This window comes from Hydrogenophaga luteola (genome assembly GCF_042648585.1).
GTDB classification, from domain to species: Bacteria; Pseudomonadota; Gammaproteobacteria; order Burkholderiales; family Burkholderiaceae_C; genus Hydrogenophaga; species Hydrogenophaga luteola.
In genome coordinates, this window is the sequence record NZ_JBHRXX010000002.1 from 597,955 (window position 1) to 622,293 (window position 24,339).

At 69.1% G+C, this 24,339-nt stretch carries 24 protein-coding genes; 11 read left to right on the top strand and 13 right to left on the bottom strand.

Annotation, left to right across the window (positions count from 1 at the left end):
- Positions 1 to 20: 20 nt before the first annotated feature.
- Genes ACFOPI_RS06645 through ACFOPI_RS06670 form a run of 6 tightly spaced genes read right to left on the bottom strand, consistent with a single transcriptional unit; the run spans position 21 to position 3,753 of the window.
- Positions 21 to 614 (bottom strand): histidine phosphatase family protein, encoded by a 594-nt coding sequence (locus ACFOPI_RS06645; RefSeq protein ID WP_382172310.1) that lies wholly within the window; start codon positions 612 to 614, stop codon positions 21 to 23.
- Positions 615 to 648: 34 nt separating this feature from the next.
- Entirely contained in the window at positions 649 to 1,416 is a 768-nt protein-coding gene (locus tag ACFOPI_RS06650) for an SDR family NAD(P)-dependent oxidoreductase (protein WP_382172311.1), read from the bottom strand.
- Positions 1,417 to 1,445: 29 nt separating this feature from the next.
- Positions 1,446 to 2,117: an RluA family pseudouridine synthase gene (locus ACFOPI_RS06655; RefSeq protein WP_382172313.1), complete on the bottom strand. Its 672-nt coding sequence runs from the start codon at positions 2,115 to 2,117 to the stop codon at positions 1,446 to 1,448.
- On the bottom strand, positions 2,114 to 2,596 hold the full coding sequence (locus tag ACFOPI_RS06660) for a HugZ family pyridoxamine 5'-phosphate oxidase (RefSeq protein WP_382172314.1): 483 nt from the start codon (positions 2,594 to 2,596) through the stop codon (positions 2,114 to 2,116). Before ACFOPI_RS06660 ends, ACFOPI_RS06655 begins: the two co-directional genes overlap by 4 nt.
- A 9-nt stretch (positions 2,597 to 2,605) precedes the next feature.
- Positions 2,606 to 3,217, bottom strand: a complete 612-nt coding sequence (locus tag ACFOPI_RS06665) for an OmpA family protein (protein ID WP_382172315.1) — start codon at positions 3,215 to 3,217, stop codon at positions 2,606 to 2,608.
- Entirely contained in the window at positions 3,214 to 3,753 is a 540-nt protein-coding gene (locus ACFOPI_RS06670) for a FecR family protein (protein WP_382172317.1), read from the bottom strand. Before ACFOPI_RS06670 ends, ACFOPI_RS06665 begins: the two co-directional genes overlap by 4 nt.
- 139 nt (positions 3,754 to 3,892) lie before the next feature.
- Between ACFOPI_RS06670 and ACFOPI_RS06675 the strand changes: the two genes are divergently transcribed.
- From ACFOPI_RS06675 to ACFOPI_RS06685, 3 genes are all read left to right on the top strand, one after another.
- Positions 3,893 to 4,885, top strand: a complete 993-nt coding sequence (locus ACFOPI_RS06675; RefSeq protein WP_382172319.1) for a tRNA dihydrouridine synthase — start codon at positions 3,893 to 3,895, stop codon at positions 4,883 to 4,885.
- A gap of 31 nt (positions 4,886 to 4,916) precedes the next feature.
- A complete protein-coding gene (gshA, locus tag ACFOPI_RS06680) occupies positions 4,917 to 6,482 on the top strand; it encodes a glutamate--cysteine ligase (protein WP_382172321.1) in 1,566 nt (521 codons plus the stop codon).
- Positions 6,483 to 6,585: 103 nt separating this feature from the next.
- A complete protein-coding gene (locus ACFOPI_RS06685) occupies positions 6,586 to 7,485 on the top strand; it encodes a dienelactone hydrolase family protein (protein ID WP_382172322.1) in 900 nt (299 codons plus the stop codon).
- Positions 7,486 to 7,491: 6 nt separating this feature from the next.
- Here the strand turns inward: ACFOPI_RS06685 and ACFOPI_RS06690 are convergent, their stop codons facing one another.
- Positions 7,492 to 7,788: a 2Fe-2S iron-sulfur cluster-binding protein gene (locus tag ACFOPI_RS06690; protein WP_382172324.1), complete on the bottom strand. Its 297-nt coding sequence runs from the start codon at positions 7,786 to 7,788 to the stop codon at positions 7,492 to 7,494.
- 222 nt (positions 7,789 to 8,010) lie between these two features.
- On the opposite strand from ACFOPI_RS06690, the gene ACFOPI_RS06695 reads away from it, so the two are divergent.
- Positions 8,011 to 8,199 carry a YgaP-like transmembrane domain gene (locus ACFOPI_RS06695; protein WP_382172326.1) on the top strand — a complete coding sequence of 63 codons (189 nt, stop codon included), beginning with the start codon at positions 8,011 to 8,013 and terminating at the stop codon, positions 8,197 to 8,199.
- Here ACFOPI_RS06695 and ACFOPI_RS06700 read toward each other — a convergent pair whose 3' ends face one another.
- On the bottom strand, positions 8,200 to 8,682 hold the full coding sequence (locus ACFOPI_RS06700) for an SRPBCC family protein (protein ID WP_127803615.1): 483 nt from the start codon (positions 8,680 to 8,682) through the stop codon (positions 8,200 to 8,202). It abuts the gene before it with no gap.
- A 72-nt stretch (positions 8,683 to 8,754) separates the two neighbouring features.
- Between ACFOPI_RS06700 and ylqF the strand changes: the two genes are divergently transcribed.
- The 3 genes from ylqF (at position 8,755) to ACFOPI_RS06715 (ending at position 10,814) form a co-directional block, all read left to right on the top strand.
- Positions 8,755 to 9,738, top strand: coding sequence for a ribosome biogenesis GTPase YlqF (ylqF, locus tag ACFOPI_RS06705; protein WP_382172328.1), 984 nt, complete (start codon positions 8,755 to 8,757; stop codon positions 9,736 to 9,738).
- 16 nt (positions 9,739 to 9,754) lie between these two features.
- Positions 9,755 to 10,156, top strand: coding sequence for a carboxymuconolactone decarboxylase family protein (locus ACFOPI_RS06710; RefSeq protein ID WP_382172330.1), 402 nt, complete (start codon positions 9,755 to 9,757; stop codon positions 10,154 to 10,156).
- A 61-nt stretch (positions 10,157 to 10,217) separates the two neighbouring features.
- Positions 10,218 to 10,814 carry an NAD(P)H-dependent oxidoreductase gene (locus ACFOPI_RS06715; protein ID WP_382172332.1) on the top strand — a complete coding sequence of 199 codons (597 nt, stop codon included), beginning with the start codon at positions 10,218 to 10,220 and terminating at the stop codon, positions 10,812 to 10,814.
- A 19-nt stretch (positions 10,815 to 10,833) separates the two neighbouring features.
- Here the strand turns inward: ACFOPI_RS06715 and ACFOPI_RS06720 are convergent, their stop codons facing one another.
- Genes ACFOPI_RS06720 through ACFOPI_RS06740 form a run of 5 tightly spaced genes read right to left on the bottom strand, consistent with a single transcriptional unit; the run spans position 10,834 to position 18,504 of the window.
- A complete protein-coding gene (locus ACFOPI_RS06720) occupies positions 10,834 to 11,115 on the bottom strand; it encodes a DUF427 domain-containing protein (protein ID WP_382172334.1) in 282 nt (93 codons plus the stop codon).
- Positions 11,116 to 11,131: 16 nt separating this feature from the next.
- Positions 11,132 to 11,278 (bottom strand): hypothetical protein, encoded by a 147-nt coding sequence (locus ACFOPI_RS06725; protein ID WP_382172336.1) that lies wholly within the window; start codon positions 11,276 to 11,278, stop codon positions 11,132 to 11,134.
- 48 nt (positions 11,279 to 11,326) lie between these two features.
- Complete coding sequence (locus ACFOPI_RS06730; RefSeq protein ID WP_382172337.1) at positions 11,327 to 12,301, bottom strand: transglutaminase family protein; 975 nt, start codon at positions 12,299 to 12,301, stop codon at positions 11,327 to 11,329.
- 3 nt (positions 12,302 to 12,304) lie between these two features.
- Complete coding sequence (locus ACFOPI_RS06735; protein ID WP_382172339.1) at positions 12,305 to 14,962, bottom strand: circularly permuted type 2 ATP-grasp protein; 2,658 nt, start codon at positions 14,960 to 14,962, stop codon at positions 12,305 to 12,307.
- A gap of 23 nt (positions 14,963 to 14,985) precedes the next feature.
- Positions 14,986 to 18,504, bottom strand: a complete 3,519-nt coding sequence (locus tag ACFOPI_RS06740) for a transglutaminase family protein (protein WP_382172341.1) — start codon at positions 18,502 to 18,504, stop codon at positions 14,986 to 14,988.
- Positions 18,505 to 18,629: 125 nt separating this feature from the next.
- Between ACFOPI_RS06740 and ACFOPI_RS06745 the strand changes: the two genes are divergently transcribed.
- Genes ACFOPI_RS06745 through ACFOPI_RS06760 form a run of 4 tightly spaced genes read left to right on the top strand, consistent with a single transcriptional unit; the run spans position 18,630 to position 24,339 of the window.
- Entirely contained in the window at positions 18,630 to 21,002 is a 2,373-nt protein-coding gene (locus ACFOPI_RS06745; protein ID WP_382172342.1) for a DNA internalization-related competence protein ComEC/Rec2, read from the top strand.
- Positions 21,003 to 21,048: 46 nt separating this feature from the next.
- On the top strand, positions 21,049 to 22,488 hold the full coding sequence (locus ACFOPI_RS06750) for a circularly permuted type 2 ATP-grasp protein (RefSeq protein ID WP_382172343.1): 1,440 nt from the start codon (positions 21,049 to 21,051) through the stop codon (positions 22,486 to 22,488).
- Positions 22,489 to 22,500: 12 nt separating this feature from the next.
- The gene (locus tag ACFOPI_RS06755) at positions 22,501 to 23,460 is read left to right on the top strand and encodes an alpha-E domain-containing protein (RefSeq protein WP_382172344.1); all 960 of its coding nucleotides are present in this window, start codon (positions 22,501 to 22,503) and stop codon (positions 23,458 to 23,460) included.
- Between the two features lie 45 nt (positions 23,461 to 23,505).
- The gene (locus ACFOPI_RS06760; RefSeq protein WP_382172345.1) at positions 23,506 to 24,339 is read left to right on the top strand and encodes a transglutaminase family protein; all 834 of its coding nucleotides are present in this window, start codon (positions 23,506 to 23,508) and stop codon (positions 24,337 to 24,339) included.

The following is a 24,339-nucleotide window of genomic DNA, read 5'->3' on the forward strand; positions in this document are numbered from 1 at the left end:
ACGTCAAGCAGAAGACACGCTCAGACCGTGTGCCGGGCCAGCAGCTTCAGGCGTCCCGGCGTGGCGGGGTCGGAGCGGGTCAGGAACAGCTCGCCCATGGCGGGGTGCTCGCCGGTCAGTGCCGTGATGTTCACCTGGTGCGTCACCAGCACCCAGTTGACCGGCGCACGCAGGTCGCCGACCGTGGCCAGCACCTCTCGGGTCTGGGCGCCGTGGTCGCCCTGGCCCTGGAAAAAGGAATTGATGGCGGGCCAGACGGTGTAGCGGCCGAAGGCCAGCCGTGCGGTGTCGGTGCAGCGGCACCAGGCGCTGCTGCGCACGGACGCAATGGCGATGTCCTCGCGCCGGAAGGCATCGCCGACGCGGGCTGCCTGTGCGCGGCCGGCGGAGCTCAGGTTGCGCTGCGTCTCGCAGCGGCCCAGCGTGAAGCCCGGCGGGTCGCCCACGCCGGACTCGGTCTGGGCATGGCGCATCAGCACCACGCAACCGCCCTGGCGCAGCAGGGGCCAGAAGCCGCTGGAGGCCGACTGGGCCTGTGTCCAACCACAGGCGGCGCTGGCCGCCAGCACCAGTGCCTGGCGGCGGTTCGGGGTGGGTGTTGCGACAGGGGGCATGCGTGATGCGGTGTTCGTGCACCGGCTCCTGCGATCAGCCCCGCACGTCGGCCACGGGTTCGCGGCCGAAATCCGGACGCTGCAACCAGGCCAGCACCTGCGCTGCAGCGTCTTCCGGGCTTGTGAGCTGCTGCTGGCGCTGGAGTTCCACGAAGCGCTGGTGGTCGGGAAACCCGGCCGGGTCGCCCGCCCGCAACTGGGTCTGCATGTCGGTGTCGATCACGCCAGGGGCCAGCGAGACGATCCGTGCGCCGTGCGCGCGGCGCTCCTCGTCCAGCGCCACACAGCGCGAGAAATGGTCCATGCCGGCCTTGGCCGCGCAGTAGGGGGCCTGGGCGGCCATCGGCCGGCGCCCCAGCCCGGAGGAGATGTTGAGCACCTTGCGCGGACCGCGCCAGCCGGCGTCGACCCAGGCGCCGCTGGCGTTCAGAAAGGCGGCGGTCAGCAGCATGGGCGCCTCCAGCCCGACGCGCAGGGCCCGGGCGATGCCGTCCGGTGGGCAGTGCTCCAGCGGGGCAATCTCCGGGATCACGCCAGCGTTGTTGATCAGGGTAGCGCTGGCCAGGCTGGGCGCGTCCAGCTGCCACAGCCACTGCTGCAGGCGCGTGGCGACCGGCGCCGGATCGGCGAGGTCCACGTTCCACTGCAGCACCGTGGCCTTGCGGGCCTGCGCCAGCTCGCTGAGTTCGGCGTTGGCATGGCGCGAGAGGCAGAGCAGGGGGCGGCCCGGCGCGACCAGCTGTCGCGCCATCGCCAGCCCCAGGCCGCGCGAGGCGCCGGTGAGGATGACAAGGTCTTGCATGCCGCCAGTGTGACAGGACCGTGCAGAACTCAGAAGGGGCAGGGTGCCTCGAAGCGCATGGGCTGGTCGGTCGCGGGGTGGGGAATCTCGATGGCCTGTGCGTGCAGCAGGAGGCGGGGCGCCATCGCCTCCTGTGCCTCGCTGGCGTAGAGAGGGTCGCCCACGATGGGAAAGCCGATCGCCATCAGGTGCACCCGCAGCTGGTGTGAGCGGCCGGTGACCGGCTCCAGCTCCAGCCGGGTCGAGCCTGGCACCGGTGCGGGATCGGGTGCCAGGCGCCAGCGCGTCAGGCTGGGTTTGCCGATCGCATGGTCGACCTTGCTGCGCGGGCGCGCCAGCCAGTCGACGATCAGCGGCAGGTCGATGCGGTTCCAGCCGTTGTCCGACAGCGGGTTGTGCAGTTCGCCCGCGACGGCGGCGATGTAGCGCTTGTGCACCCGGCGCTTCTCGAAGGCCATGCTCAGGCGGCGCTGGGCCTCGATGCCGCGCGCCATCACGATCAGGCCTGAGGTCGCCATGTCCAGCCGGTGCACGATCAGGGCGTCGGGGTACTGCGCCTGGGCGCGGGCGCTCAGGCAATCCTGGTTCTCGGGCCCGCGACCGGGCACGGCCAGCAGCCCGGCCGGCTTGTCGAACACCAGCAGGTGCTCGTCGGCGTGGATCAGCGGCAGGGCGCGCAGCGTTGGAGCGTGGGGGCTCATATTGCCGTGAGCGCCCGGCGCACTTCCTCGGCCGGCAGACTGCGCGCGGCGCCGAAGCCCGCGACCTGGCGCGCGCCCAACAGCTGCAGGCGCACGAAGCGGAAGTCGCCCAGCGTGGTCATCATCTCGGCCTCCGGGAAGCGCTGCAGGTAGACCAAGCGCGACGACACGGCCTCGGGGCTCCCGGGTTCGGCGAACCGGGCCTGCGCATCCAGCGTCACACGCGGCAGGGCGTGCACCGGCTCGCCCTCGGGCTCGGCGGCACACACCAGCAGCGAGACACGGGGCGAGCGCTGCATGTTGCCGCTGTGGGCCGCCAGACCGCTGACGTGCAGCACCAGTTCACCGGCTGCGCTGTCGATGGCGAAAGGCACCATGGAAACGAACACACCGTCGTGTTCGTCGAGCGTGCCCAGCGCGGCGGTGCGGCGCGCCAGCAGCAGCTCGCGCAGGGCCCGGGTCAGGCTGTGTTCTCCCACGGGAACCCTTCAGCGGACAACGATCTCGGCCCGGCGGTTGCGCGGCTCCGGCACGTCGTCGTCCGTGGGCACCACCGGCTCGCGCTCGCCGCGCCCCACGGGCTCGATCAGCTCGGGTCGGAAGCCTTTGCCCACCAGCAGGTCGCGGATGGCGTTGGCGCGTTGCAGGGACAGGGCGTCGTTGGCTTCGGCTGCGCCCTGGCGGTCGGTGTGGCCGACGATCACGATTTCGCCACCGCTGCGCGCGCGGGCGGTGGCGAAGACCTGGTCCAGCTCGGCCGCCGACTCCGGCGTGAGGTCCGACGTGCCCGGCTGGAAGTTGAGCGTGAAACGCTGCGGAGCCGGTGGTGCCAGCTTCAGCAGCACGGGGTAGCGCTCGCGTACCTCGGCCTCGCTGGACTGGGCCGGCTGAAGCTCACCCTTGTGGCCGAGCTCGGCGGCTGCATACGGAGAAGCCAGCTCGGCCGATCCCTGGGCGGTGGAGACCACCACGGCGCTGGGCCGTTCGGGCTGGGGCAGAAGGGTGACTCGGCCGGCCGGTGCGCAGGCGGCGCACAAGACGGACGCGGATGCAGCGGCTGCGGACAGGACGGTGATGCGCCGGATCAGGGGAAACGTCATCGACGCAGTCTACTATCGTCGCTCCAGTGGTGGCGCAGGTAGTAATAGAGCGGCTCGGCCCTGGGGTTGGCCTCGACGATGAAGTCGGTGCCGCGCACGCCGACCACCGCGGTCGGGGTCTTGACTTTGAATCGGTCGGGGTTGACCCGGGCCAGCAGGCCGGTGACCACGCGCACCGATCCCTGGAGCAGTTCCACCAGCAGATTGCCTTCCTGGGTGGTGGCATTGAACTGGTACTGGCTCAGGTCGGCGGTGCTGTCCGGGCCGAGCACCATCACCGTGCCGTCCTTGAGCACCATGCTGGCGGCACCGTCCTTGCCGGTGCGGATGCGTTCGCCGGCGCGGACGGCCTCGCCCGGCTGAACGGCGCGACCATCGCCACGACCCAGCCGCACCTCGCCCTGCACCTGCTTGATGGTGCCGGCACGGGTGTCGGACGCGGCGTCTGGCGTCTGCGCCGATACCACTGCGGCGGCCAGTGCCAGCACGCCGGCGGGCAAGGTGCGGAACAGGCTGCGGGCGGACAGGGTGGGCATCTTTACTCCAAATGGTTTAACTCGGCATCCTAGTCGCTGCGTTTCGCGTGGCACAAGGCATGCACCTACAATCCGCGACCCGGCAGGACTTCCAGTGACAAGTGTCACGTTTCTGTCGGTCCCAACCCCCTTTGCCGTGATGAACCCGACCCTGCTGTTGGCGCCGATGGAAGGCCTGCTCGACGCCACGCTGCGCGACGTGCTCACGCGCACCGGCGGCGTCGACCGCTGCGTCAGCGAGTTCATCCGGGTCACCGACACCCTGCTGCCCGAGCGGGCGTTCGTGCGCGTGGTGCCCGAACTGCTCAACGGTGGGCGGACCTGGGCGGGCGTGCCGGTGCGTCCGCAGCTGCTCGGTTCCGACCCGGTCTGCCTGGCCGAGAACGCCGCGCGGCTGGCGGCGCTCAGCCCGTCTGGCGTCGACCTCAACTTCGGCTGCCCCGCCAAGACGGTCAACCGCAGCCGGGGTGGCGCCGTGCTGCTGGACGAACCCGAACTGATCGGGCGCATCGTGTCGGCGGTGCGGCGCGCGGTGCCGGCGCACCTGCCGGTGTCGGCCAAGATGCGGCTGGGTTATGGCGACGACCGCGTGGCCGAGGACTGCGCGCTGGCCATCGCCGGGGCCGGCGCCGACGAACTCGTGATTCATGCGCGCACCAAGGCCCAGGGCTACCGGCCACCGGCCTACTGGGAGCGCATCGCCGAGGTCCGGACCGTGCTGCCGGCCGATCTGGCGGTGATCGCCAACGGTGAGATCTGGACGGTGGCCGATGCGCAGCGCTGCCGCGAGGTGACGGGCTGCGACAGGCTCATGATCGGCCGCGGCATGGTGACCGATCCCGGCCTGGCACTGGCGATCAAGGGGCGGGGCGGTGTGTCCTGGTCGCAGATCCTGCCGCTGCTGTCGGTGTTCTGGTCCCAGGTGTGCGGCCGGGTCGAGCGGCGGCACCGCGCCGGCCGGCTCAAGCAGTGGCTGAACTACCTGCGCAAGCACCATCCCGAAGGGCAGCGCGCGTTCGACGAGCTGCGCGAGTCGAACGACCCGGCCCGTGTGGAGGCCTGGCTGCAGGCGCAAACGCTGCCACAGGACCCCATGCCCGTGCCGGCAGCGGAAATTCCGGTGGCGTGCTAAGGTCCGGCCCCGGTCAAGACTAGAAACCACCATGAAGACCCTGGAACAGCGGCTGGAGAGCCTGGGAGCCGAACGACTGCGCGGCATGCGGCGTGGGCTGGAGAAGGAGAGCCTGAGGTCGCAACCCGACGGCAAGTTGGCGCTGACACCGCATCCCGCGGCGCTTGGCAGCGCGCTCACGCACCCGCACATCACCACCGACTATTCCGAATCGCAGCTGGAGCTGATCACCGGCGTGCACGCCAGCGTGGAAAGCTGCCTGGCCGAACTCACCGAGATTCACCAGTTCACCTTGCGCAGCCTGCAGGCGCAGGGTGGCGCGGCAGGTGAAGAGATGCTCTGGGCGTCCAGCATGCCGTGTGGCCTCCCGACCGACGAAACCATTCCGCTCGGGCGCTACGGTTCTTCCAACGTGGGTCGTGCCAAGAGCGTGTACCGCATGGGCCTGGGGCACCGCTACGGCCGCCGCATGCAGACCATCAGCGGCATTCACTACAACTGGTCGCTGCCCGGAGTGGACAACCAAGGCTACTTTGCGCTCATCCGCAACTTCCGCCGCCACGCCTTCCTGCTGCTCACCCTGTTCGGTGCTTCGCCCGCCCTGTGCTCGACTTTCGTCGAAGGACGCCAGCACGAGCTCCAACCTTTGGGCAACAGCGGCACCCTTCACATGCCGCACGGCACCAGCCTGCGCATGGGGCGGCTGGGCTACCAGAGCGATGCGCAGGCCTCGCTGGCCGTGAGCTACAACGGACTGGAGGGCTACGCGGCCTCGCTGCACGATGCGCTCACGCGGCCATGGCCGGCCTACGAAACGGTGGGCATCCGCAACCCCGGCGGCGACTACAACCAGCTGGCCACCACGCTGTTGCAGATCGAGAACGAGTTCTACGGCACCATCCGGCCCAAGCGCGTGATCCACCAGGGCGAGCGCCCGCTGCACGCCCTGCGCGAGCGCGGGGTCGAGTACATCGAGGTGCGCCTGATGGACCTCAACCCCTTCGAGGCCATCGGCATTGATGCGGCCACGCTGCGCTTCCTCGACGTGTTCCTGCTGCACTGCCTGCTGTCCGACAGCCCGCCCGACACGCCGGAGGAGATCAGCGAACTGGCCCACAACCAGCACCTGTCCGCCGCCCGCGGCCGCGAACCCGGTCTGCACCTGTTGCGCGGGGGAAGCGAAGTGGCGCTGCAGGCGTGGGGGCTGGAGATCATTGACCAGCTCGCGCCGATTGCCGATCACCTCGACGCGCTGCACGGTGGCGCCTTCCATCAAGAGGCGGTCGCTGACGCGCGCGCCGCGCTGCTGGCCCCGGACACCCTGCCGTCGGCCCGTGTGCTCGCCGCCACCCGGCAGCAGCACGGGTCTTCGTTCATCGACTTTGTCCGCACCCGCTCGCGGGCCATCCGCCAGGAGCTGCTGGACCTGCCCTGGAATGCGGAGCAACAGTCGCGCTTTGTGGACATGGCAGTGCGTTCCATGGCCGATCAGCAGGCCATCGAAGCGGCCGATTCCATGCCGTTCGAGATCTACCGCCAGGAGTACGTGTCCCCGGCCCGCCTGATGCCGCGTTCCGCGGTGGCCCAGGCGGCCTGACGCCGCTGCGAAACCCTGCTGGTGCAGGGTGTATGTCCGCGGCGGTGAATCCCCGTGGCCTCCGGTCCTATCCTGTGCCCTCCTTTTCATCCAGGAGACCGCCATGGCACCCACCCCGCGCCTGACCGCCGCCGATTTCGACCAGGAACTGCTCATTCTTTTCGACGCCTACGTGCACGGCGACATCGACCGCCGGGGGTTTCTGGACAAGGCGGCGAAGTTCGCGGTCGGCGGCGTCACGGCGGCCGGCCTGCTCGCGGCGCTCAGTCCGGACTTCGCGATCGCGCAGGTGGTGCCCCAGGGTGATCCGCGCATCAGCACCGAGCGCATTGAGTTCGACTCGCCCAACGGTTCGGGCAAGGTCAAAGCCTATCTGGCCAAACCGGCCAACGCCTCGGGCAAGCTGCCAACGGTGCTGGTGGTGCATGAGAACCGCGGCCTGAACCCGCACATTGAGGACATTGCCCGCCGCCTGGCGGTGGACGGCTACCTGGCGCTGGCCCCCGATGCGCTCACTCCCCTGGGCGGCTACCCCGGCGATGAGGACAAGGCCCGTGCACTGTTCGCCCAGCTCGACCAGAGCAAGACCCGGCAGGACTTCCTGGCCGCGGCGACCCTGCTCAAGGCCCGTCCCGACAGCAACGGCAAGCTGGGGGTGGTGGGCTTCTGCTACGGCGGCGGCATGGCGCACTACCTGTCCACCCAACTGCCTGATCTGGCAGCGGCCGTGCCGTTCTACGGCAACCACCCGCCGGTCGAGGACGCGGCCAAGGTCAAGGCGCCGCTGCTGATCCATTTCGCCGCGGTGGACGAGCGCATCAACGCCGCCTGGCCCGCCTACGAGGCCGCACTCAAGGCCGCCGGGGTGCGCTACACCGCCCACCAGTACCCGGGCACCCAGCATGGCTTCAACAACGACACCACGCCGCGCTTTGACGCCGCCGCCGCGAAACTGGCCTGGGAGCGCACCCTGGCGTTCTTCGCCCAGCACCTGAAGGCCTGAGCGGGCTCAGTCGCCCGGCCCTTCCAGCTTCACATCGCTGAGCGGGTAGGCCACACAGGGCAGCACCGCGCCCGAGGTCTTCTCTTCGGGCAGCAGCCCGGGCCAGTCCACGCCGTAGCGCACCTGTCCCGCGGTGAGCCGGCCAATGCAGGTCCGGCAGGTGCCGTTGCGGCAGGAGGCGGGCCAGGGCACGCCAGCCGCCTGCAGGGTCTGCAGCAGGGTGCGCTGCTCGGGTGCCTGCAGCCTGAGGCCCTGTTCGGGCAGGTCCAGCACCCAGCGGCGGGGGATATCTTCTGTCGGCATGGTCCGAATCTAACCGCTGGGCGGGGCGCTGGCGCCTGCCTGTTCAACAGGCAGATTGAAGAATGCCTTTGTACATCAAGGACTTGGACGCCCCGTACAGGACTTCTCCAAGCTTATCCACAAGCTTGTCCCGGAAATCTTGGGACAAGTTGAGAAGTATCAAAGCCGTGGGGGTTTGGTCTGGCTAGAGTTCAGGGTTTTCCCTGAACCTGCTCTCTGACCATGTACAGCCTCACCGGCGCAGACCGGGTCTACCGCTTTCTCTCCGGCGCAGCCATCCTTCTGGTGGCGGTGTTTTCGCTCACCGGCCTGCTGCAGGTGCTGGCCTACGCCTCGGCCGGCCTGGTGCTCACCACCGCGATCATCAACGCCTGCCCGCTGGTGGAGTTGCAGGTCGGCGGCGCTTCTTGATCAGGCCTCGCCGCCGAAGCGCTTGATCAGGTTGGCGATGTATTTTTCGACCAGCTTCTCGAACTCACCCTCGACCACCGGCACCACCACCATCTTCATCAGCCCGGGCAGCGGCACCTCGATGTCGCCCTGGATGGCGAGCGCAATCGCGGTGTGTTTCTTCTGGTCGCTGATGTCCCAGCTTCCCGAGACCAGGGCGTTGCCCACGCCCTTGACCGGGGTCCACTTCACCGTGCCCTGGCCCTTGGCCGCGTCCCATTTGCTCACGTACTTGCAGGCGTAGACCGTCTGGATGTTGACCTGGGCCGTGCCCACCTTTTCCATCTCCCAGCGGTAGCTGTTACCGCCCAGATCGACCAGCTGGTCGACTTTGGGAAAATGGCTGACCGACGTCGGCACGTCCGACAGCAGCTCGAACACCTCGGCGGCTTTGGCCTTGACATTGAATTCGTAGCCCAGATCGATCTTCACGGTGATGGCCATGGGGTCTCCTCTTGTGGTTGGCAGGACAAATCATTGTGGCACGCAGAGGCCACGCACACAGAACGGCAATACATGAGCATCCAGTGGTTCCCCGGTCACATGCACCTCACGCGGCAGGCGATCGCCGAGCGCGTCAAGGAAATCGACGTCGTGATCGAAATGCTCGATGCGCGCCTGCCTGGCAGCAGCGCCAACCCGCTGATGCAGCAGCTCACCAGCGGCCGGCCCACGCTCAAGGTGCTCAACAAGCAGGACATGGCCGACCCGGCGCGCACCGCGCTCTGGCTGGCGCACTACAACGCACAACCCGACACCCGTGCCATCGCGCTGGACGCCAGCGTCACGGCGCCCGCGCGGGCGCTCATCGACGCCTGTTTCGAACTCGCCCCCAGGCGAGGCGGCATGGTCAAGCCGATGCGGGTGCTGATCTGCGGCATCCCCAACGTCGGCAAGTCCACCCTGATCAACACGCTCAAGGGCAAGCGCGCGGCCAAGACCGGTGACGAGGCCGGCGTCACCCGCACCGAGGCGCGCATCGCGCTGGCCGACGACTTCTACCTGTACGACACGCCGGGCATGCTCTGGCCGCGCATCTTCGTGCCCGAGAGCGGCTACAACCTGGCCGCCAGCGGCGCGGTGGGCAAGAACGCCTACGACGAGGAGGAGGTGGCCTACGAGCTGATCGCCAAGCTCAAGACCGACTACCCGGCGCTGATGGAAGCGCGTTACCAGCTGGGCCTGTCGCCCGAGGCTTGGGCGCAGACGCACGACGACGAGCTGGTCGATGCCATCGGTCGCAAGCGCGGTGCGCTGGCCGGCGGCGGCCGGGTCAACATGCAGAAGGCGGCCGAGCTGGTGATCGCCGACTTCCGCGCCCTGCACATCGGCCGCATCACCCTGGAAACGCCCGAGCAGTTCGCGCGCTGGCTCAAGGCCGGCAAGCAGGCCGACGCCGAACGCGCGGCACGCAAGAAGAAGCTGCGCGAGGACGGGCACATCAGCCCGGAGCGCAAGCCCAAACCCGACAAGCGCCCGTCGACGCGCAAGCCCCGCTGACACACCGGAGACGCCCATGTCCACCATCACCCCGCCCGCGAACCCCGAAGCAGATCCGCGCGTCAAGGCCGTCTTCGACGACATCCGTGCCACGCGAAAGACCGACTTCATCAACAACATGTGGCGCTACCTCGCCTTCGACCCGGCGCTGCTGGAGCAGACCTGGGCCGAGGTCAAGCGGGTGATGGCCACGCCGTCCGCGCTGGACCCGCTGACCAAGGAGATGGTCTACATCACCGCATCCATCATCAACGGCTGCGGCTACTGCGTGCACTCGCACACGGCGGCGGCCACGGCCAAGGGCATGACGCGCGAGCAGCACGCCGAGTTGCTGTCGATCATTGCGCTGGCCGCCAAGACCAACCAGCTCGCCACGGGTCTGCAGGTGCCGGTCGATCCGGAGTTCCCGAAGGCTTGAGCCCGGTCAAGGACGGCGCCGGCGCGCGGGTACAGCATGGTCTTTTTTGGGGAGCCCCGCCATGAGCACCGAAGCCCGCCGCATCCTGATCGTCAACGGCCACCCCGACGCCGGGTCGCGCCACCTGCTGCACCAGCTGATCGATGCCTACGCCGAGGGCGCACAGGCGGCGGGCCACGAGCTTCGGCGGGTGGATGTCGGGGCGCTGGACTTTCCGCTGCTGCGCAGCGCGGCGGACTGGGAGCACGGTGCGCTGCCGCCCTCTCTGCAGGCGGCCCAGGATCACATCGCCTGGTGTCAGCACCTGGTGCTGTGTTTTCCGCTTTGGCTGGGCGACATGCCGGCCGTGCTCAAGGGCTTTCTGGAGCAGGTGGCCCGGCCCGGTTTTGCCTTCCACCGCGACGAGAGGAATCCGTTTGGCAAGAAAGCGCTGGGCGGGCGCTCGGCCCGCATCGTGGTGACCATGGGCATGCCGGCCCTGGTCTACCGCTGGTACTTCCGCGCCCACAGCGTCAAGTCGCTGGAGCGCAACATCCTCGGTTTCGTCGGCATCGCCCCGGTGCACGAAACCCTGGTCGGGCTGGTGGATCGCCTGGGTGAGGCGGGCGTGGCGCAGTGGCGCGCGAAGCTGCGCAAGCTGGGCGCGCAGGCGGCCTGAGCGGCCGTCTGCGACGCGATCAGTCCTCGACCTTCACGCCTTTCCAGAACGCCACCCGCCCGCGGATGTTCTCGGCTTCGGGCTTGGGGTCCGGGTAGTACCAGGCGGCGTCGGCGTTGAGCTCGCCGTTGACCAGCAGCGAGAGGTACTTGGCCTCGCCCTTCCAGGGGCAGGTGCTGCGGTGGTTGCTGAAGGTGACGAAGTCGCGGTTGAGCGCACTCTCCGGGAAGTAGTGGTTGCCTTCGACCAGCACCGTGTCCTTGCTGTCGGCGATCACGGCGCCGTTCCAGGTGGCTTTCATGCGTTCCGTCCCCGGGTCACTTGTACTTGTCCTTGTCTTTCCCGCGCGGGATCACGGCGGTGACCGGCGGGACCGGGCGGTCGGAACTGACCGGGCCCTTGGGCACCGAGGTGTCCTTCTTAGGCTTCTTGCTCATCTTTTCGTTGCGCTGTTCCTTGCCCATGGTGTGCTCCGTTGGAAATGGCCGCAGGCTGCGACCGATCGCGCGATGTTACCGGCCCGCGGGCGGGTTCTGCAGTGCGTCCAGCTCGTCGGGCGGGGCCACCGTGACGGCGACCTCCAGCGTGTGGTTCGCACCGCCCTGGATCACGCCGCGCATGGGCGAGACGTCGGCGAAGTCGCGGCCTGTGGCCAGGGTGACGTAGTCCTCGCCGGGGCTGCCCCAGCCACAGCGGTTGTTGGTGGGGTCGAAGTCGAACCAGGCGCCGAGCGCCGGTTCGTCGCCGGCCTGCGCCCCGGTGCCGGGCGGCAGCGGCACGTAGACCGAGACCCAGGCGTGCGAGGCGTCGGCGCCGATGAGGCGCGGCTGCCCGGGTGGCGGCTGCGTGAGCAGGTAGCCACTGACATAGCGCGCCGGCAGGCCCAGGCTGCGCAGGCAGCCGGCCATGATGTGGGCGAAGTCCTGGCACACGCCCTTGCCCTGCGCCAGCGCAACCAGGGCCGGGGTGTTGACCTCGGTGCTGGCTGTCTCGTAGGTGAGCCCGTTGTGGATGCGCTCCATCAGGGCCTGGGCCGCGGCCAGCATGGGCAGGCCGCCCGCAAAAGCTGGCCGGGCAAATGCGGTGAAAGCGTCGTCGCGCGGCACGTGGGGCGAGGCGAACAGGAACTCGCTGGCGGGGTCGTAGGGGGCCCGCGCGCGGTAGCGGAAATGGTCGCGCACGGCTTCCCAAGTCTGCGTCTGCCAGGCGGGGTCGTCCGGCAGCGGCGCAGGCGCCCGGGTATCCACCCGGCTGTCGGCCGTGACGGTCAGCACCTCGTGCGGCGCCTGCAGCGAGAAGAAGGTGCGCAGGTTGCCGAAGGCGTCGGTGGTCTGGCTGCGGGCCGCGGGTTCGGGCGAGATCGTCAACGTGTGTGAGCGCACGGTCTGCGTGGGCGTGTCCACCGGCGAGAGGTGGACCATGTGCTGGGCCATGTCCACGCTGCCCTGGTAGCGGTAGGTGGTGGTGTGCAGGATGCGCAGGTCCATGGCTCAGACGCCGACGCTCTGCGTCTTGCGGTCGGCGTGGCTGAAGTGCAGCCGGGTGATTTCGTCGGACAGGTCGGCCGCGGCGGCCTCGCAACCGTCCAGCAGGTCGGCCAGCGTGCTGTAGCGCATGGTCTGTCCCTCGCGCTGCCAGCTGCTCAGCTCGGTCAGCACCCAGACGTCGGGGTCGGGCAGGCCCTGGGCCAGCACAGCGTCCTGCGGTGTGGCGCTCTGAGAGAGCTTGGCCAGCCGCGAGCGCAGTGTCTGCACCACCCAGGCGATGGAGCGCGGGTTGTCGCGGTCCATCACCAGCAGGTCGATCAGCGCCACCATGTCGCGCCGCTGCTGGTACTGGGCGTGAAAAGTGATGGTGCTGTCGAACAGCGCGACCACCGCCTCGAAGCCCGTCGGGTCGTCCATGCAGCGGTGTTCCAGCCCGAGCGAGAGCGCGCGCGAGAGCGTGATCAAGCGCTCGATGTGGCGACCCACGGACAGCAGGCGCCAGCCGTTGTCGCGCACCATGCGGTCGGTTTGTGCTCCGGTGATGGCGGCCAGCCGCTCGCTCAGCGCCGCGAGCGCGGCCAGCGCTTCGGCGGTGCCGTACTCGGCGTCGGCCGCCATGGCGGCGCAGTCCTGCGCGAAGCTGGCCTCGGCGTGTTCGATCAGGTTCCAGTGTTCGGGCGAGAGCCGGTCGCGCACCTGGGCGGCCGCGCCCTTGAGCGCGCGCAGGTTGTGGCCCACGCTGTAGCTGCGTCCGGCCAGCGGCGAGTCTGGCGCGGGCGCCAGGCCCGCCATCAGCGAACGCGCGAACACGCGCGCCGCCTGCTCGGCGCCGGGTACGTCGTCCAGCACCAGCGCGTTTTCGCGCGCGGTGGCCGAGAGCCAGGCCAGCAGGGCTCGCGAACTGGGTTCTTCCCCGCCGAGGTGGTCGAGCACGATGCGCGCGAGCCGCACCGCGTTTTCGGCGCGCTCTGTGTAGCGGCCGAGCCAGAACAGGTTTTCGGCCGCACGACTGGTGACCGGGCTCTTGTGGTGCGCCAGGGCCAGGGTGCTGGGCTGCGATTGCAGCAGGCTGGTGGTGTCGACCTCGCCTTCGGTCATCACCCAGCAGTCGGCGCTGGACCCGCCGCGCTGCATCGAGGCCATGAGCTGTCCGCGCGGCGCCAGTCGCACCAGGCCGCCCGGCAGCACGCGCCAGCGCTGCGGGCCGTCGGCCAGGGCGAACACGCGCAGCATGGCCGACCGGGGCAGCAGGCGCTCGCCGGTCCAGGTCGGGGTCTGCGACAGCGGCAGCCAGGACTGCACCGTGTAGTCGTCGGGGTGGCGCACCATGCGGCCCGACCACTCGTCCAGTTCGCGAGGATTCAGGCTCTGGCCGATGGCCGTCTCCAGACCCGAACCGGGGTAGGTGGGCTTGATCACGCCACCCCTGAGCAGGGGCAGCACCTCGCGCAGTGCGGCGTCTTCGCCGCACCACCAGGTGGACAGGGAGGGCAGCTTCAATTCTTCGCCCAGCAGGTGGCGGCTGATGGCGGGCAGGAAACCCAGCAGCGCGCTCGATTCCAGCGGTGCGGAGCCCGGTGCGTTGGCCAGCAGCAGGTTGCCCGCGCGCAGCACCTGCAGCAGGCCGGGCACGCCCAGGCTGGAGTCCGGGCGCAGCTCCAGCGGGTCCAGCCACTGGTCGTCCACCCGCTTGATCAGGGCGTGCACCGGTTCCAGGCCCTTGAGCGTCTTGAGGTAGAGGCGCTGGTCGCGCACCGTCAGGTCGTTGCCCTCGACCAGCGTCAGGCCGAGGTAGCGCGCCAGGTAAGCGTGCTCGAAGTAGGTTTCGTTGTAGGGGCCGGGTGTGAGCAGGGCGATGCGCGCGTCGTCGCCCTCGGGTGCCAGCGCCTTGATGCCGTCCATCAGCGCGCGGTAGCTGGCGGCCAGGCGCTGCACCTTCATGCCGGCGAAGGCCTTGGGGAACTGCCTGGCGATGGCGATGCGGTTTTCCAGCAGGTAGCCCAGACCGGACGGCGCCTGGGTGCGCTGGCCCACCACCCACCAGCGACCGTCGGGTCCATGTGCGAGGTCGAAGGCAGCGATGTGCAGCCAGGTGTTGCCTGGCGGTGTCACGCCCTTCATGGCGCGCAGGTATCCGGGATGGCCCTGGGCCAGCGCGGTGGGCAGCAGGGCGCGGCGCAGCAGGTCCTGCGGGCCGTAGAGGTCGGCCATCATGCTGTTGAGCAGCTGGGCGCGCTGCAGCACACCGGCCTCGATCACGGCCCACTCCTGCGGGTTCACGATCATCGGGAACAGGTCGAGCGCCCAGGGGCGCTGCAGGCCGCCGGCGGCGTCGGCGTAGACGTTGTAGGTGACGCCGTTGTCGCGGATCTGGCGCTGCAGGTTGTCCGCGCGGCGGTTCAGGTCGGCCAGGCCGTCGGTGCCCACATGGTCAAAGAAGCGGCCCCAGTGGGGCGCCAGGGCCTGCGGGTCGCTGCTGTCGCGCAGCTCGTCCCGGTGCCCTGCGTCGGCCGGTACCGACAGGGACAGCGCCCAGTCCCCGGGGGATTCGGGGCTGAGCTCGTCGAACAGGGAGTCTCTGGATTCTTCTGGGGTCACGGGTCTGGAGTATGCCCGGGGCTCCTCCTTTGGGGGACCCCGGGGCGGTTCAGGCCGTTGCATCCGTCACAGACCCGTGGCCGCGGTCACTGTCGCAGGTCGAGTGTGAACGGGAACTCGCGGCTGGGCGTCGCGGCGTTCACCACCAGCTTGCCCGCCGTGTGGCCCATCTGGAAGAAGCGCGAGAGGCGCCGGCTTTCGGCCTCGTAGGCGTTGATCGGGAACGTGTCGTAGTTGCGACCGCCCGGGTGGGCGACGTGGTACTGACAGCCGCCGAGCGACTTGTGCATCCAGGTGTCGACGATGTCGAAGGTCAGCGGTGCGTGCACCCCGATGGACGGGTGCAGCGCCGACGGCGGGTTCCAGGCCTTGTAGCGCACGCCGGCCACGTGCTCGCCCGCGGTGCCGGTGGGCTGGAGGGGCAGGGCGCGGCCGTTGCAGGTGATCACATAGCGGCTGTCGTTGTAGCCGCTCACGCGCACCTCGATGCGCTCCAGCGACGAATCGACGTAGCGCACCGTGCCGCCGACAGCACCTTCTTCGCCCATCACGTGCCAGGGCTCGAGCGCGTTGCGCAGCGTCAGTTCGATGCCGCGCGCGGCGACCTGACCCACCAGCGGGAAGCGGAACTCGAAATGAGGTTCGAACCAGGCCATGTCGAAGCGGTAGCCCGCCTCGGCCAGATCGGCCAGCACATCCTCGAAGTCCATGCGGATGAAGGTTGGCAGCAGGAAGCGGTCGTGCAGCTCGGTGCCCCAACGGGTGAGCTTGCCGCGCCAGGGCTGCTGCCAGAAGCGGGCGATCAGGGCGCGCAGCAGCAGCTGCTGGGCGATGCTCATGCGTGCGTGCGGTGGCATTTCGAAGGCCCGCAATTCCAGCAGGCCCAGGCGGCCGGTGGACGAATCGGGCGAGTACAGCTTGTCGATGCAGAACTCGCTGCGGTGGGTGTTGCCGGTGACGTCGATCAGGATGTTGCGCAGCGTGCGGTCCACGAGCCACGGGGGCATGTCCTGCCCGTGGCGCTGGCGGTTCTGCTCGATCTGGTTGAGCGCGATCTCCAGCTCGTAGAGCTGGTCGTTGCGCGCCTCGTCCACGCGCGGGGCCTGGCTGGTCGGGCCGATGAAGAGACCACTGAACAGATAGGACAGCGAAGGGTGGTTGTGCCAGTAGGCCACCAGGCTGCCCAGCAGTTCGGGCTTGCGCAGGAAGGGCGAGTCCGAAGGCGTGGCGCCGCCGAGCACGAAGTGGTTGCCGCCGCCGGTGCCGGTGTGGCGGCCGTCGGTCATGAACTTCTCGGCGCACAGGCGCGTCTGGTGCGCGGCTTCGTAGAGGAACTCGGTGCGCTCGACCAGCTCTTCGAAGCTGCTGCTGGGGTGGATGTTGACCTCGATCACGCCGGGGTCGGGCGTGACCTGCAGCATTTTCAGACGTGGGTCGCGCGGCGGGGGGTAGCCTTCGAGCACGATCTTCATGCCCAGGCGCTCGGCCGTGTCCTCCACCGCCGAGAGCAGGTCCAGGTAGTCCTCCAGACGCTGCATGGGCGGCATGAAGACGTAAAGGTGCTGGAGCTTGCCGCCGCTGGCCTTTTCGGCCTTGGGGCCATTGGCACGCTGCGGGTCGCGCGCCTCGACCACCAGCGCGGTGCGGGTGAGCCAGGCGGCCGATTCGCCGCGCTGCGGGAAGCGGGACGAGAGCTGCTGCGCAGGCGACGAGGCCGGGTGCGGCTGGCCGCGGCGCAGGCCGAGCGCTTCGGTCTCGCCACCGGGGCCTTGTTCGTCGAACCAGTCGGTGCCTTGCAGCGAGACCGTGCCGCCTTCGGCGAAGCCGCCGCCCACGGTGTGCGGGTGCACCTGGTGTCGCAGCGCCGAGCCGGTGGGCAGCGGGTCGCGCGCGCTGTGCGGGTCTTGCTCGATGTGGTAGGGGTAGTCGCCCATCGACACCCAGGGCAGAGAATCCAGCGGCAGCCGGTAGCCCATGGGCGAATCGCCGGGGATCAGGTACATCCGCTCATCGCGGAAGAACCAGGGGCCGGTGGACCAGACAGTGCCGCTGACGCGGTGGTAGGCGCTCTTGCCGTTGTTCGAGAGCGGGCCGTGACCCGAGGCCTGCAGCGGCAGCACGTAGCCCACAGTGGCGTCCAGGCCCTGGCCGAACACGCGGCGCAGCCGCTGGCGCTCCAGCTCGTCGTCGAGCTTGGAATCGAAGGGGTCGACGTTGACCGGCAGGCGCCGCTCGCGCCACAGGTAGTACCAGGTGTCCTCGTAGCCGGGGGTGATGTACTGGGTTGACAGGCCCAGGCGGCGCGCCAGCGCCTGGGTGAAGCGCTGGGCGTCGTCGGCGGTGTAGTGGGCCTCGTCGCGCTCGTCGGCCAGCAGGGCCGGGTTGCCCCAGCAGGGTTCGCCGTCGGCACGCCAGAACACCGACAGCGCCCAGCGGGGCAGCTGCTCGCCCGGGTACCACTTGCCCTGGCCCATGTGCACGAAGCCGCCGTCGCCGTAGCGCTCGCGCAGGCGGCCCAGCAGTTCGGTGGCGTAGCCGCGCTTGGTGGGCCCCAGCGCATCGGTGTTCCATTCGGCGGCGTCGCGGTCGCTCACGGCCACGTAGGTGGGCTCACCGCCCTGGGTCAGCCGCACATCGCCCTTGACCAGATCGGCATCGACCTGCTCGCCGAGCTTGAGCACCTCGGCCCACTGGTCTTCGGTGTAGGGCTTGGTCACGCGTGGTGATTCGTAGACGCGGGTGACCGCCATGTGGTGGCTGAACTCGACCTCGCACTTGTCCACGCCGCCTTCCACCGGCGCGGCGCTGGAGGGTTGCGGCGTGCAGGCCAGCGGGATGTGGCCTTCGCCTGCCAGCAGGCCCGAGGTGGGGTCCAGGCCGATCCAGCCGGCGCCTGGCAGGAACACCTCGCACCAGGCGTGCAGGTCGGTGAAATCCTTTTCGGGGCCGCTGGGTCCGTCGATGGCTTTCACGTCGGGCGTGAGCTGGATCAGGTAGCCCGACACGAAACGCGCGGCCAGCCCGAGGTGGCGCAGCAGCTGCACCAGCAGCCAGCCCGAATCGCGGCAGGAGCCGCTCTTGAGCGTGAGCGTCTCTTCGGGCGTCTGCACGCCCGGTTCCATGCGGATGGTGTAGCCGATGTCTTTCCAGAGCTTCTGGTTGATGCCGACCAGGAAGTCGATGGTGCGCTGCTCGCTGCGGTCGACCTGCTCCAGGTAGCTTTTGACCAGCGGCGTCATCGGCGCCGTGGCCAGGTAGGGCGCCAGTTCCTGTTTCTGGGCCTCGTCGTAGGTGAACGGGAACTTCTCGGCGCGCGGTTCGAGGAAGAAGTCGAACGGGTTGTAGACCGCCATCTCGACCACCAGGTCGATGGTGACTTTGAACTCGGTGGTGGGTTCGGGGAACACCAGGCGGGCCTGGTAGTTGGCGAACGGGTCCTGCTGCCAGTTGATGAAGTGGCCCGCCGGTTCGATCTTCTGCGAGTACGACAGCACCTTGGTGCGGCTGTGTGGCGCCGGGCGCAGACGGACCACCTGCGGGCCGAGCTTGACCAGGCGGTCGTATTGATAATGGGTGATGTGGCTCAGGGCGACATGGATGGCCATGCTGGGGTCACTTTCAACAGGGAGTCACAAACAATGAAAACGCTGCCAGGGCGGGCTGCCGCGCGCGTTCGACGGAATCTAGCAAGTCCCGCGCCACGGCGCACGGCCGTCCGGCGGACCGCCTGATGCACCCGCTGTGGGCGGTGCTGCCAGGTGTGGTACTGGGGGTTGCGCTGCAACTTCAGCAGGCCCGGCTGTGGCCGGTGGCGGCGGACATGGGGTTGCTGGCTGCGGCGGTGGTGCTGGCCAGCGTTGCTGCACGGGTCGGGGCCGGGCGACGCGCCGGGCTTGCGCTGGGTGCGGCCCTGCTGGCGGGTGCGCTCGCGGCGGCCGGGGCGACCGGCCTGCGCGCCGCGCGCTACCAGGCGCAGGCGCTGGCCGCCCCTCTGGAGGGCGTGAACCTGGTGGTCACCGGGCAGGTGGCCACCTTGCCCCAGCGTGGCACCGACAGCGACCGTTTCGAGTTTGTCGTGGAATCGGCGACGCGGGATGGGCAGGCGGTGGACCTCCCGCCGCGGCTGCTGATCAGTGACTTCCGGGGGCAAGGGACGGGGCGCACCTGGCGCGCCGGTGACGCATGGCGGCTGACCGTGCGGCTCAAGCGTCCGCACGGTGCCTCGAACCCCCACGGCTTCGACCGCGAGCGCTGGCTGTGGGAGCGGGGTATCGGCGCCACCGGCTACCTGCGCGACGGCCCGCGCGACCCGGCGCCGGTGTTCCTCGGCGCCAGCGGCAGCCACCCGGTGGAGGCCGCGCGCCAGTGGGTGGCGGACCGCATCGCGGCGCGCGTGCAGGACCCGCGCAGCGCTGGCGTGCTGGCGGCGCTGGTGGTGGGCGACCAGGCGGCGATCGAACGCAGCGACTGGACCCTGTTCCGCGACACGGGTGTGGCTCATCTGATGAGCATCTCAGGTCTTCATGTCACCGTGTTTGCATGGGTGGCCACGGCGTGCATCGGCTGGGGCTGGCGCCGCTGGGCCCAGGTGTGGCCGGGTGTGCTGTTGGCGGTGCCGGCGCCGCGGGCGGCGGCCTGGGGCGGTGTGCTGGCCGCGGCGGCCTACGCCCTGTTTTCGGGCTGGGGCGTGCCGGCGCAGCGCACGGTGCTGATGCTGGCGCTGGTGGTGGGGCTGCGGCAGGGTGTGCGCCAGTGGCCCTGGCCCCTGATCTGGCTGCTGGCGATGGTGGCGGTGCTGGCGCTGGACCCTTGGGCGCTGGTGCAGCCGGGGTTCTGGCTCAGCTTCGTGGCGGTGGGCATTCTGTTCGCCTCGGGATCGCGGCAGAAAGTGGGGCCGGTTCGCCGCTTGCTGCGCGAGCAGGCGGTGGTCACGGTGGCGCTGGCGCCGCTGGGGGTGCTGCTCTTCGGTCAGCTCTCGCTGGCTGGGCTGGTGGCCAACCTGCTCGCCATTCCCTGGGTGACGGGGGTGGTCACGCCGCTGGCCATGCTGGGTGTGGTCGTGCCGCCGCTGTGGGATCTCGCGGCGCTGGCCGTGCAGGGGTTGGTGGTGTGTCTGGACGGGTTGGCCGGCTGGCGCTGGGCCACGCTGTTCCAGCCCATCCCGCCCCTGCCGCTGGCGCTGTGCGGTGTGGCCGGCGGGCTGCTGCTGGTGCTGCGCCTGCCCTGGTCGCTGCGCTCGGCTGGCCTGGTGCTGCTGACGCCGATGCTGCTCTGGTCACCCGCCCGGCCAGAGGTGGGCGAGTTCGAGGTGCTGGCGGTCGACGTCGGCCAGGGCAGCGCGGTGCTGGTGCGCACCGCCGGCCACAGCCTGCTCTACGACACTGGTCCGCGCTATGGCCCTGGCAGCGACGCTGGCGACCGGGTGGTGGTGCCGCTTCTGAGGGCCCTGGGCGAAGCGCCCGACACCGTGGTGGTGAGCCACCGCGACAGCGACCACTCGGGTGGGTCGGCCGCGGTGCGCGCCGCCTGGCCGCAGGCGCGCTGGCTGTCCTCGTTCGGTGAGGGCGAACGTTGCCTGGCAGGGCAGCGCTGGCAGTGGGACGGGGTGGACTTTGAACTGCTGCACCCCTCGCCCGAACATTTCGACGATGCCGGGCAGGGCCGGCTGCCGAGCAACGCCATGTCCTGCGTGCTGCGGGTGGGCAACGGCCAGCGCTGGGCCTGGCTCAGCGGCGATCTGGACGCCGAGCGCGAAACCCGTTTGGCGCTGGCCCAGCCGCAGTTGCGGGCCGATCTGCTGCTGGCGCCGCACCACGGCAGTGCATCGTCCAGCAGCCCGGTGCTGCTCAACACCCTGCGGCCTTCGGTGGCGCTGGTCCAGTCCGGCTACCGCAACCGGTTCGGCCACCCGGCCCGTGTGGTGCAGGACCGCTACGACGCGCGGGCGATGCGCTGGGTCGCCTCGCCCCACTGTGGTGCGGCACTCTGGCGCAGCAATGACCCCTTGAGCGTGCATTGCCACCGGGACGCCGTGCGCCGTTACTGGCACCATCCGGGTGCGCCCGTGGCGGACGAGGGCGATGAGACAGACCCCGGCGGGTGACCACTGGCCCGCTCCTTGCTATGCTGAGTACAGGAGAAAAAAGCCCATGAGCCGACCGATGTTTGACGAAATGAACGCCTCGCCCAGCGAGGTCCGGGCCCACTACCTGAACTACGCACGGTGGCTGGCACAACAACCCGAGGAAGTCATGGCATCGCGCCGCGAAGAGGCGGAAATGATCTTCCGCCGCGTCGGCATCACCTTCGCGGTGTATGGCGCCAAGGACGAGGATGGGGCCGGCACCGAACGCCTGATCCCCTTCGACCTGATCCCGCGCATCATCCCCGCCCACGAGTGGAAGAGCATGCAGGCCGGCCTGGTGCAGCGCGTGACGGCGCTCAACCGCTTCATCCACGACGTCTACCACGACCAGGAGATCATCAAGGCGGGCCACATCCCGGCCGACCAGATCTTCCAGAACGCGCAGTTCCGCCCCGAAATGATGGGCGTGCAGGTGCCCAACCAGATCTACTCGCACATCGCAGGCATCGACATCGTGCGGGCTCCCAATGCGCAAGGCGAGGGCGAGTACTACGTGCTCGAAGACAACCTGCGGGTGCCCAGTGGCGTGAGCTACATGCTCGAAGACCGCAAGATGATGATGCGGCTCTTCCCCGACCTGTTCGGCCAGAACCGGGTGGCGCCGGTGGCCCACTACCCCGACCTGTTGCTCGAAACCCTGCGCGCGGTCAGCCCCGCGACCACGGCCGAGCCCACCGTGGTGGTGCTCACGCCCGGCATGTACAACAGCGCCTATTTCGAGCACGCCTTCCTGGCACAGCAGATGGGTGTGGAGCTGGTCGAAGGCCAGGACCTGTTCGTCAAGGACAACTTCGTCTACATGCGCACCACCCGGGGGCCCAAGCGGGTGGACGTGATCTACCGCCGCGTGGACGACGACTTCCTGGACCCGCTGGTGTTCCGCCCCACCTCCACGCTCGGTTGTGCCGGCCTGCTGGGGGTCTACCGCAGCGGCAACGTGACCATCTGCAACGCGGTGGGCACCGGCATCGCCGACGACAAGTCCATCTACCCCTATGTGCCCAAGATGATCGAGTTCTACCTGGGCGAGAAACCGATCCTCAACAACGTGCCCACCTACATGGGCCGCAACCCCGACGACCTGAAGTACATGCTAGACAACATGGCTGAGCTGGTGGTCAAGGAAGTGCACGGCGCCGGCGGCTACGGCATGCTGGTCGGCCCGGCGGCGACCAAGGCCGAGGTGGACGAGTTCCGCGCCGTGGTCAAGGCCAAGCCCGATGGCTACATCGCCCAGCCCACGCTCAGCCTGTCCACCTGCCCGACCTACGTGGAGAAGGGCATCGCGCCGCGCCACATCGACCTGCGCCCCTTCGTGCTCTCGGGCAAGGAGGTGCAGATGGTGCCGGGGGGCCTCACGCGCGTGGCGCTCAAGGAAGGTTCTCTGGTGGTCAACTCGTCGCAGGGTGGGGGCACCAAGGACACCTGGATTCTGGAAAACTGAGAAAGACACGACATGCTTTCGCGTACCGCCGACCACCTCTTCTGGATGTCCCGCTACACCGAGCGGGCCGAGAACACCGCGCGCATGCTCGATGTGAACTACCAGACCTCGCTGCTGCCGCAGTCCGCTGCGGTGGCGCAGGTGGGCTGGCAGGGCCTGCTGTCCATCAGCGAGCTCATGCCCAGCTACACCGCCAAGTACGGGCAGGACATCACGCCGCGCAACGTCATGGACTTCATGGTGCGCGACGAGTCCAACCCGTCGTCCATCGTGTCATGCCTGCGCGCGGCGCGCGAGAACGCCCGTGCGGTGCGTGGCGCGCTGACCACCGAGCTGTGGGAGACGCAGAACGCCACCTGGCTCAAGCTGGCGGGCTACCTCAAGTCCAGGGATTTCGAGCGCGATCCCGGCGCCTTCTTCGAATGGGTCAAGCACCGTTCGCACCTCTCGCGCGGTGTGGCGGTGGGCACCATGCTGCAGGACGAGGCCTTCCACTTCTACCGAATGGGCTCCTTCCTGGAGCGGGCCGACAACACCGCGCGACTGCTGGACGTGAAATTCCATGCGGTGCACAGCGATTTCTTCGGTGCCGCCAGCGAGCAGGATCAGGAGTACGACTTCTACCACTGGAGTGCGATCCTGCGCTCGGTCTCCGGCTTCGAGGTCTACCGCAAGGTCTACCGCGACGTCATCACGCCCGAGCGCGTGGCCGAACTGCTGATCCTGCGCCCGGACATGCCGAGAAGCCTGGCCGCCAGCATGAACGAGGTGGTGGCCAACCTGGCCGTGGTGGCCAACGACATCTCCGGTGAAACCCAGCGCCGCGCCGGCAAGCTCAAGGCCGACCTGCAGTACGCGCGCATCGACGAGATCCTCTCCACCGGCCTGCACGCCTTCCTCACGCAGTTCCTCGACCGGGTGAACGAGCTGGGTGGCCGCATCAGCCAGGACTTCCTGGTTCCGAGCCACTGATCCGGACGGGTACCATGCGGGTCCCCGGCGCAACCCGGAACCCGCATGAAATTCGTCATCCACCACCACACCCGCTTCCGCTACAGCCAGCCGCTGCTCTACACGGTGCAGTCGCTGCACCTGTGGCCGGTCAGCAGCGCCTGCCAGAGCGTGGAGCACTGGGAGCTGCGCGTGCCCGGCACGCTGTGCAGCCAGCCCGACATCGAGGGAAACCGCGTGCACAGCTTCTCGCTCTCGGCACGGCCCGAGAAGAACCTGTGCGAAAACAGCGTCACCGCCCGGGGCACCGTGGTCACCCACGGCGTTTCAGAGTTCACCGATCCGCCGACACTGCCGCCGCCGGGCTTCTACCTACGCTCCACCCCGCTGGCCGAGCCGCACCCGCGCATGGCCATGTGGGCTTTACAGGCCGTGCCGGGCCTGATGGCTGCGCGTGGGCGGGGTGAACGGCCGAGCACCGCCGACCTGGTGGCCCTGGCCGGCGCGGTCGCCGACAAGGTGCAGTACCGCAAGGGCAGCACCGGGGTGGAGACCACCGCACTAGAGGCCTTCGACTGGGAGCTGGGCGTGTGCCAGGACCAGGCGCATGTGATGGTGGCGGTGTGCCGCAGCATCGGTCTGCCGGCGCGTTATGTCAGCGGTTATTTCTACGCTGCCAACGAGCCCGATCTGGCCAGCCACGCCTGGGTGGACGTGTGTGTGGACCCGGAGAACCGCCGCTGGCTGAGCCTGGACGTGACCCACCGGTGCCCGACCGACGAACGCCATATCCGCCTGGCGGCCGCCACCGACTACAGCGCCTGCACGCCAGTCAAGGGGCTGAGGCGTGGCGGGGGTGACGAGGACATGGCGGTGGACGTGCGGATCACACCAGCGTGA

Bases quoted from the DNA above. Each gene is read 5' to 3' on its own strand.
- ylqF (WP_382172328.1), top strand. From the start codon at position 8,755: ATGAGCATCCAGTGGTTCCCCGGTCACATGCACCTCACGCGGCAGGCG.
- ACFOPI_RS06650 (WP_382172311.1), bottom strand. From the start codon at position 1,416: ATGCAAGACCTTGTCATCCTCACCGGCGCCTCGCGCGGCCTGGGGCTG.
- ACFOPI_RS06690 (WP_382172324.1), bottom strand. From the start codon at position 7,788: ATGCCGACAGAAGATATCCCCCGCCGCTGGGTGCTGGACCTGCCCGAA.
- ACFOPI_RS06715 (WP_382172332.1), top strand. From the start codon at position 10,218: ATGAGCACCGAAGCCCGCCGCATCCTGATCGTCAACGGCCACCCCGAC.
- ACFOPI_RS06645 (WP_382172310.1), bottom strand. From the start codon at position 614: ATGCCCCCTGTCGCAACACCCACCCCGAACCGCCGCCAGGCACTGGTG.
- ACFOPI_RS06685 (WP_382172322.1), top strand. From the start codon at position 6,586: ATGGCACCCACCCCGCGCCTGACCGCCGCCGATTTCGACCAGGAACTG.
- ACFOPI_RS06745 (WP_382172342.1), top strand. From the start codon at position 18,630: ATGCACCCGCTGTGGGCGGTGCTGCCAGGTGTGGTACTGGGGGTTGCG.
- ACFOPI_RS06725 (WP_382172336.1), bottom strand. From the start codon at position 11,278: ATGGGCAAGGAACAGCGCAACGAAAAGATGAGCAAGAAGCCTAAGAAG.
- ACFOPI_RS06755 (WP_382172344.1), top strand. From the start codon at position 22,501: ATGCTTTCGCGTACCGCCGACCACCTCTTCTGGATGTCCCGCTACACC.
- gshA (WP_382172321.1), top strand. From the start codon at position 4,917: ATGAAGACCCTGGAACAGCGGCTGGAGAGCCTGGGAGCCGAACGACTG.
- ACFOPI_RS06670 (WP_382172317.1), bottom strand. From the start codon at position 3,753: ATGCCCACCCTGTCCGCCCGCAGCCTGTTCCGCACCTTGCCCGCCGGC.
- ACFOPI_RS06735 (WP_382172339.1), bottom strand. From the start codon at position 14,962: ATGCAACGGCCTGAACCGCCCCGGGGTCCCCCAAAGGAGGAGCCCCGG.
- ACFOPI_RS06730 (WP_382172337.1), bottom strand. From the start codon at position 12,301: ATGGACCTGCGCATCCTGCACACCACCACCTACCGCTACCAGGGCAGC.
- ACFOPI_RS06740 (WP_382172341.1), bottom strand. From the start codon at position 18,504: ATGGCCATCCATGTCGCCCTGAGCCACATCACCCATTATCAATACGAC.
- ACFOPI_RS06760 (WP_382172345.1), top strand. From the start codon at position 23,506: ATGAAATTCGTCATCCACCACCACACCCGCTTCCGCTACAGCCAGCCG.
- ACFOPI_RS06750 (WP_382172343.1), top strand. From the start codon at position 21,049: ATGAGCCGACCGATGTTTGACGAAATGAACGCCTCGCCCAGCGAGGTC.
- ACFOPI_RS06710 (WP_382172330.1), top strand. From the start codon at position 9,755: ATGTCCACCATCACCCCGCCCGCGAACCCCGAAGCAGATCCGCGCGTC.
- ACFOPI_RS06665 (WP_382172315.1), bottom strand. From the start codon at position 3,217: ATGACGTTTCCCCTGATCCGGCGCATCACCGTCCTGTCCGCAGCCGCT.
- ACFOPI_RS06695 (WP_382172326.1), top strand. From the start codon at position 8,011: ATGTACAGCCTCACCGGCGCAGACCGGGTCTACCGCTTTCTCTCCGGC.
- ACFOPI_RS06655 (WP_382172313.1), bottom strand. From the start codon at position 2,117: ATGAGCCCCCACGCTCCAACGCTGCGCGCCCTGCCGCTGATCCACGCC.
- ACFOPI_RS06720 (WP_382172334.1), bottom strand. From the start codon at position 11,115: ATGAAAGCCACCTGGAACGGCGCCGTGATCGCCGACAGCAAGGACACG.
- ACFOPI_RS06700 (WP_127803615.1), bottom strand. From the start codon at position 8,682: ATGGCCATCACCGTGAAGATCGATCTGGGCTACGAATTCAATGTCAAG.
- ACFOPI_RS06675 (WP_382172319.1), top strand. From the start codon at position 3,893: ATGAACCCGACCCTGCTGTTGGCGCCGATGGAAGGCCTGCTCGACGCC.